The sequence below is a fragment of the uncultured Desulfovibrio sp. genome, assembly GCF_944327235.1.
GTDB lineage: Bacteria > Desulfobacterota > Desulfovibrionia > Desulfovibrionales > Desulfovibrionaceae > Desulfovibrio.
The window spans coordinates 1-7,002 of record NZ_CALVHE010000112.1 but is presented as its reverse complement, the minus strand read 5'-3'; the positions used below and the strand labels follow the sequence as shown (position 1 = coordinate 7,002).

The window sequence follows — 7,002 nt, the reverse complement described above, 5'->3', positions numbered from 1 at the left end:
CCCATACATTCCTTTCGGCAATCCATATTGCTGCCATTGTCATTTTTTACCTTTAATGAGTCCTGACCCTAGGGAAAAACTCCCCGCCTTGTGTCGGAAAGCCGAGGAAAGACAACGGGAATTGCTTTCCACGGGGGCCGGGAACGCCGCTTCCGCTCCGTGTGAGACGACGCCGCAGGACACCAGGAAGCCTCGTCCCGCCGCACCGGCGCGCGATAGCGCCGGTCCGTTGAACGGCAAGGCCGCGCGCAAGGCCGAGCCACGCCGCTCGTTCGCCCGACCGGACAAGCGGTAAGAGCGGTTGCAGGGTTCCGGCGCAGAGGGCTGCCGCGCCGGCCCCCTTCCAGACCGGACGCCCTGACGCATTGCTCCGCCGCCATGCGGGCACACAAGAGCGGGAGACTGTGCGCAGACCGCCTACTTCGCCTGCCCTCTGTCGACCAGCCATTCCACGGCTCCCACAGTAAGGAACACTTATGGTGATTCTCGGCATCCTGTACCTTTTCGTGGCCTGCTTCTTCCTCATCGCCTACTGCACAGCCGGTATCCCTCTGCCGAACGATCACGGTGAGTGCCCGGCAGACCGCGACAAGCCCCCCTTGGAACTGCCTGATTTCGCCCGCACAGATGATAAAGACCTACGTCTTCGCGAAGAACTTGCCGCGCTGCTGCGGACGCGTGGAGAGCTTGAGCGTGTTTTCAGGCTGGGGGGGCTGTTCCCCCTCGGCATACGCTTTGACGATATAGGGGAAGTCCACGAGCTCTGGCACAGCCTCGCCGACCGGGAAAAAAACGTCTACGCCGCGGCTTTGGCAGCCGCCCTCTGCCGCCTCCGCCCGAAGGAGATCCCCGCCGGTAAGACGGACTTTCGGAAAAAAGATATCCTCGATCGGCAGGATGAGGGCGAGAGGCATTTCCTCCTCGGCCTGAGCCATCTCCGCCTGTACGAACCCTTTCTCTTCCAGGCCAGGAACACGGCGCTGGCGGCCTGGCGGCAAGCGATCGGGCATTTCCGGCGCAGCGCCGCCGCAGGTCATGCGGAAGGCCTGAGAGCCGCCTTCCTGCTGGCCCGCATCGGCCACGATATGCCCTTCACCCCCCCGGCCGAGCTGCCGGAAGCGTTGTCCGCCGACGATCCGTCTTTGGAAACCACATACTGGTGTTATCGTCTGGCCGAGGCGGGCGACGGCTTTGCCGCGTTTCACCTCGGCACGCATTATCTCCAGCGCGAAACGTTCGATATGGCGCGAGCCGAGCACTGGTTGCGCCGGGCGATGGAAACCGGCGAGCCGCAGACCGTCCATACGCTTGTGGAACTGCCAGATTTCGCCCGCACAGATGATGAGGACCAGAGTCTTCGCGCGGGACTTGCCGATCTGCTGCGGAAACGCGGGGAGCTTGAGCTTGCGTTCATGCTGGGAGGCCTGTTACGCCGCGCCACGTCGTTCGAGGCACTCTTTACGGATCGCACGACGTCTCTCGGAGATGTGAAGGAGGCCGGAAAACGCTGGAGCGACCTCGCCTGCCGGAGAAAAAACCTCTACGCGGCAGCCCTGGCAGCCGCCCTCTGCCGCCTCCGCCCGAAGGATTTTCCCGGCGACGAGGCGGCCTTCCGGCAAGAGGACTTTCTCGGCCTGCTGGACGAGGGCGAGGGGCATTTTCTCCTCGGCCTGAGCTATCTCCGCCTGTACGATCCCTTCCTCTTACAGTCCAGGAACACGGCGCTGACGGCCTGGCGACAAGCGGTCGCGCATTTTCGGCACAGCGCCGCCGCAGGCCATGAAGACGGCATGGAAGCCGCCCTCCTGCTGGCCCGCATCGGCCACGATGTGCCCTTCACGCCCCCGACCGAACTGCCGGAAGCGCTGTCCGCCGAAACTTCGTATCCGGAAAGCATATACTGGTGTTATCGTCTGGCCGAGACGGGTGACGGCTTTGCCGCGTTCCTCCTCGGCACGCATCATCTCCAACGCGCGACGCTCGATATGGCGCGAGCCGAATACTGGTTGCGCCGGGCGATGGAAACCGGCGAGTATCGGGCCGCCCACACGCTGTATGAAAACTACCGCAACGGCAGCTTCCCGGACGGCACCGGAAAAAAAGCCGCGATCTGCCTGATATTCTTATCTCACCACACCGAAAAAGTGGAGGAGGCAGCGCGAATGGCGTCCGACGACAGGATGCGGCGGCTGCTTGCCGCCTGCGAAGAGGAAGGCACAGCCCTTTACGATTCCGCCATGGAAAAGCGCCGGAGCAGACTCGATACCGCCAGAGAACGATCCTTGCACTGTCTTGCGCAGGCCGCGAAAAAACTCCCCGCGTTGTGCGGAGCGGCCGATGCCGGACGGGAACGGCAAAGGCAAGCGGGAACAAGGGGCACAGCTCCCGCCCTCCGTGCGGAGACCTTGCGCGGCAGGCCGGAGACTCGTCGTCCCACACGCGACGACAAGCCGTGCCGCTCGTTCGCTCGGCCGGACAAGCGGTGAAAAAAGGATGTGGCCGTATCCTCATGCCGCAGGGTCGCTTTTTTCCGACAGCGAGGCCGTACGGAAAAACAGCTTTGCAGCGGACAGCATCCTCCCTGTCAGACCGGGCGCCCTGACGCATTGACCCGCCGACGCCATGCGGGCATAAAAGAGCGGGAGGCTGTATGCTCAAACCGTTCTATCAGGGAAAACTGGATACTTTCTGCGCCATCTATGCCGTTTTGAACGCCCTGCGCCTGACGCACGGCATACGTACGCTCAAGGCGCGGGAGATCCTCAACGACACGCTCATGGCGCTGGCGGCCCGGCCCGAGGCCCTGCGCGCCGTTCTGGATCAGGATACCAATTACATCGAGCTGGTGGACGGCATGTTGCGTGCCCAGCAGCGAGCCTTTCCGCTGGGGGTGGAGATCCCCTTCAGCGAGCGGGACAGACCCGGCCCGGATGCCGTCTGGGAGGTCTGCCGGAAGTGGCTGGATGCGGACCGCAAACGAGCCGTCGTCATGCGCTTCCTGCGCCACCTCACCGCCGACGGTCCGGCCGTCAACCGACATTGGACGGTCATCGACAGGATGGATGAAAACGTCCTGCACCTCTTCGACTGCAGCCACGAGGCCGAGGCCATCCTCAACATCCGTCGGGGGACGTTCGTCACCGACGCCACACAGGTCAGCAAGGAACGGCTGCTCATCATCCAGCCGGAAAGCATCCGCCTGCTGCGTCTGCCCTTCTGAGGCGACGGTGAGGATGCCCCTGCCCCTTTTCCACCCGAGAGGTCACGTCATATGTCAGCCGCCGGTTTTGTCGCCATCCTGTGCATCGCCCTTTTCGGCTGCTTCTGCCTCAAGAAATGGAAAGAGCCCAAGAAGAAGGCGGTGAACACGCCCGTCGACTGGAACAGGAGCGAACTCCCCGCCTTCGCCCGCACGGGGGATGAGGACAAAACCCTCCGCGAGCAGCTTGCGTCCCTGCTGGACAAGCGCCAGGATCTCGAACCCGCCTTTGCGCTGGGCGCGCCCGTGGACGGCGTCCATGCCCTCGCGGCCAGCGAACGCTGGATCCGGCCCGACAAATGCTGAAAAACGCCCCCGCCGGAAAAGGAACCTGCGCCATCACCTTGACGAACGAGACCGTCATGACCGCCCGTATACCGTTTTTCCCGCTCTCTGCCCTGGTTTTTATGCCTACGACCAGCCCTTCGAGGCCGCCGTCATCGGACGCGGAAGCCGCCCTCTATCTTTTCATCATCATCGCAGGAGGTCTTTCGCTCCTCGGGGGGCTGGTTTGCGCCTTGAAAAGACACAGGATCTCTACGGAAAATCCTACCTTCAGCAAGGACACGGTCAAACTGCCCCCTTTCGCCCAGCCGCCCCATGACGCCCTTTTCGTGCGGGACGACGGCCCGGAGAGCAGGGAGAACACACAGGGGGTTCGGCCGGGAGCCGCTGCGACGCCTCCCCCAAGCTGGGAGGAAGTATACCGTGAACAACTGGAAGCCTTGCTGCAGACCCGCCCGGATCTTGCGTTTGCCGTGTCCCTGGGCGAACTGTGCGATCCGACTCATGCCATGGACGCCTGCCACCGTATCCGCCGGCAGATACCGAGCCTGAGCATCCCCATCACGGCCGCCGTGTGCCGCCTCCTGTCGCAGGAACTGCCCGACGGCGAGGCGGACTTCTGGCAAGCACAGACCTTTTTTCTGCGGGGCGAGGGGGAAGGCTGCTACCAGATCGGCCTGTGCAATCTCCTGCTCTATATCCAATTCCATCAGACCCACGAGGATGTGGCCCTGAACGCCTGGCGTCAGGCGGTGGAGCATTTCCGGCGCGGCGGCTCCGCCGGGCATGTGGACTGCATGGAAGGCGCCCGCCTGCTGGCCGTCATCGGGCACGACGTGCCCTTTTCCCTCCCGGAGGACATTCAGGCTCCCCTCCCCACGCTTGACCCCGACGACCGACGGGAGACCGAGTCCTTCTACTGGTGTCTGCGTCTGGCCGAAGCGGGCGACAGCGGACACGCCCTGGCCCTGGCCCGGGCCTACCGCCGGAGCAGGCCCGTCGACAGGGTGCGCGCGGAATACTGGTATCATGCGGCCCTGAAAGGCGGCAATTCCCTTGCGGGCAAGGAGCTTTTCCAGCTCTACCGGGACGGGGAATTCTCGGACGAGACGGGCAGAAACGGCGCCGTTTGTCTGCTTGTCGCCACCCTTCTGTCGCGCAAGGCCGGGAAACTTTCCGACGAGGACATGGCTCAACTGGAAAGGGAAGGCGGGGAACGCATCGGGCCGCAGATTGCCGCCTGCAAGGCCGACGGCGAAGCCCTTGCCCGGCACTTCCGCACGGCGGCGCAAAAACGGAATGCGGCCAGACAGCGGGAGCGCGACGAGATCGCTGCTCAGTCCGACGCCAGGCTGGACGAGATCTACGTGAACATTCAGGCCAGACAGCGTTTCCTTGCCGCCGAGGATATGCGCGCGCAGCTCACCGAGGCGGCCACGCGGACAAAGACAAGCGGACGCCTGCGGCGGAACAGGCTGCGGAACTCCCCTCCCGCCTCCTCGCGGGAAGACGGGCCGCGCCGTTCCTTCGCCCGCCCAGACAAACACTGAGACCGGGGGGCCGCGAAACCTCCGCGCCCGCCTTCACTGCATCAGAGCATCTTGCCTTTGCAAAAGGCAAGACGCGAGGCGGCGGTACCGCGCCGCCCGGCTAAAACCGCGTTTTTCCGTGAAACGACCGACCGTATGATGTGGAACGCAATGCGCCCCATACGGAAAATGCTCAAGGAGAGACCCGCATGTCTGCCCGCCTGACCGCTGTCCTGTCCCGGATCCTGCCCGGGGCCGCTTCCTTCCTGCTTTTGCCCCACCTGGCGGCGGCATCGACGGGTGCCACAGGATCCCACTCCCAGCTGTCTTCCTACTGGCCGCTTCTGGTAGCGACCCCCATCGTTGCCTTTGTCTTCTACCGCTATGCCCAAAAGCCATCGTCTCCCGTCTTCTCCACCACCCTCTGGGAGAGGGAGGTCAAGCTGCCCTGCTTCGCGCGCCCGAACAACGACTATATTTCCTCAGAGCTCAAGCGCATCACCCAGGCGGCCCAGGAAGAAGCCGAGGATTCCGACGCTCCGTACGATCCCATCAAGAACGCCCACGAGGCGTGGGAGGCGTTCCAGATACAGTGCAAGATCAAAGCATTGATCCAGCAGGCCGACGAAATGGTGCGCGCCACGGAAGAACTGGCGCGTTCCACGGGGGTCCTGCCGAAAGACTGGACGAACGAATGCGTCAGAAAGGTGAGGGAACTGTTGCTGCCTCACAAGAAACTGGAGCTCAGCCTTTCCGTGGGCTGGCTGATAACACCGGACAAGATCGCCGATGCCTGCTCCCGCTGGCATACCTACGCCTGCCAGCAGGGGAGCGTCCATGCCGTGGCCATCATGGCTGCCGCCTGCCGTGTCTGCCCGGACGGATTGCCCCCCGGAACGGCGGACTTCTGGGAAACGCAGCTCTTTTCTCTGCTTGGCGAGGGTGAAGGCTGCTACCTGCTCGGCTTGAGCGGCCTCTTACTGTATGCCCATTTCCACAAGACCCACGAACGCGTGGCCCTGACCGCCTGGCGGCAGGCCGTGAGGAACTTCCGGCGCGGCGGCTTCACCGGCCATAAGGGCAGCATGATCGGCGCGCACCTGCTGGCCTTCATCGGCCACGACGTGCCCTTCGACCTCCCGGATGACTTTAAGGAGCCCATCCCCACGGACGGCCCTCCCGGGGATCTGGAGCCCGAAGCCTTTTACTGGTGCTGGCGTCTGGCCGAGGCGGGCGACGGCCTGTACGCCGACACGCTGGGCAATCGCTATGACTGGAAGGATTTCGACACGGCGCGCGCGGAATACTGGCTGCGCAAGAGTATGGAAGCCGGCTACTTCCCTGCCTGCATAAAGCTCGGCTCAGGCTACGAGAACGGACAATACCCGGATGAGACCGGCGACAAGGGCGCCATCAGCTTGATCCTTTTCACCCTCTGGCAGCATGTGGGGCAGGAGGACAAGCGACTTTCCATCGACGAAGTGGCGAAGCTGACACGGGAGGGCGGAAAGCGCATCGGGCCGCGAGTGGCCGCCTGCAAGGAAAACGGGGAAGTCCTTTACCAGCGATTGAACAGGATAGCGGAGGAGAGGGAGAGAATCCAGGAGAACCTGCTTGCCGGGCTGTATGACGAGGCCGGCCGGAAACTGAACACGCTGTGCGCCACGCTGCCTCCCGGTTCGCCCTGTCCGGGCAAGGGAACGAGCGTTGCCGGGCAGGCACGCCCGCGGCCGTCAGCGGGGCCGGACAGGCCCGCGAAGACAGACAAGGATACGCCGCGCGCAAAGCCGCAGGACCGCGCCGCCGCCCAGAAGGACGCGTCGCGCCGCTCGCTCGCCCGACCGGACAAACGCTAGGTGGTGTCGTCAAATTAAATAGTATGTTATAATCTCTTCACTTACAATGAGGAGAGACTATATGGCGGCACAT

The 7,002-nt window shown here is 63.6% G+C and carries 5 protein-coding genes; all 5 read left to right on the top strand.

Translation table 11 applies throughout. The features are described from left to right. Positions 1-476: 476 nt before the first annotated feature. The gene (locus Q0K00_RS10940) at positions 477-2,486 is read left to right on the top strand and encodes a hypothetical protein (protein ID WP_297229466.1); all 2,010 of its coding nucleotides are present in this window, start codon (positions 477-479) and stop codon (positions 2,484-2,486) included. Positions 2,487-2,650: 164 nt separating this feature from the next. After that, entirely contained in the window at positions 2,651-3,220 is a 570-nt protein-coding gene (locus tag Q0K00_RS10935) for a hypothetical protein (protein ID WP_297229464.1), read from the top strand. 51 nt (positions 3,221-3,271) lie between these two features. Beyond that, entirely contained in the window at positions 3,272-3,565 is a 294-nt protein-coding gene (locus Q0K00_RS10930) for a hypothetical protein (protein WP_297229462.1), read from the top strand. 212 nt (positions 3,566-3,777) lie between these two features. Continuing rightward, on the top strand, positions 3,778-5,094 hold the full coding sequence (locus tag Q0K00_RS10925) for a hypothetical protein (RefSeq protein WP_297229460.1): 1,317 nt from the start codon (positions 3,778-3,780) through the stop codon (positions 5,092-5,094). A gap of 188 nt (positions 5,095-5,282) precedes the next feature. Next, positions 5,283-6,929: a hypothetical protein gene (locus Q0K00_RS10920; protein WP_297229458.1), complete on the top strand. Its 1,647-nt coding sequence runs from the start codon at positions 5,283-5,285 to the stop codon at positions 6,927-6,929. Positions 6,930-7,002: the final 73 nt, after the last annotated feature.

Bases quoted from the DNA above. Each gene is read 5' to 3' on its own strand.
- Q0K00_RS10940 (WP_297229466.1), top strand. From the start codon at position 477: ATGGTGATTCTCGGCATCCTGTACCTTTTCGTGGCCTGCTTCTTCCTC.
- Q0K00_RS10935 (WP_297229464.1), top strand. From the start codon at position 2,651: ATGCTCAAACCGTTCTATCAGGGAAAACTGGATACTTTCTGCGCCATC.
- Q0K00_RS10930 (WP_297229462.1), top strand. From the start codon at position 3,272: ATGTCAGCCGCCGGTTTTGTCGCCATCCTGTGCATCGCCCTTTTCGGC.
- Q0K00_RS10920 (WP_297229458.1), top strand. From the start codon at position 5,283: ATGTCTGCCCGCCTGACCGCTGTCCTGTCCCGGATCCTGCCCGGGGCC.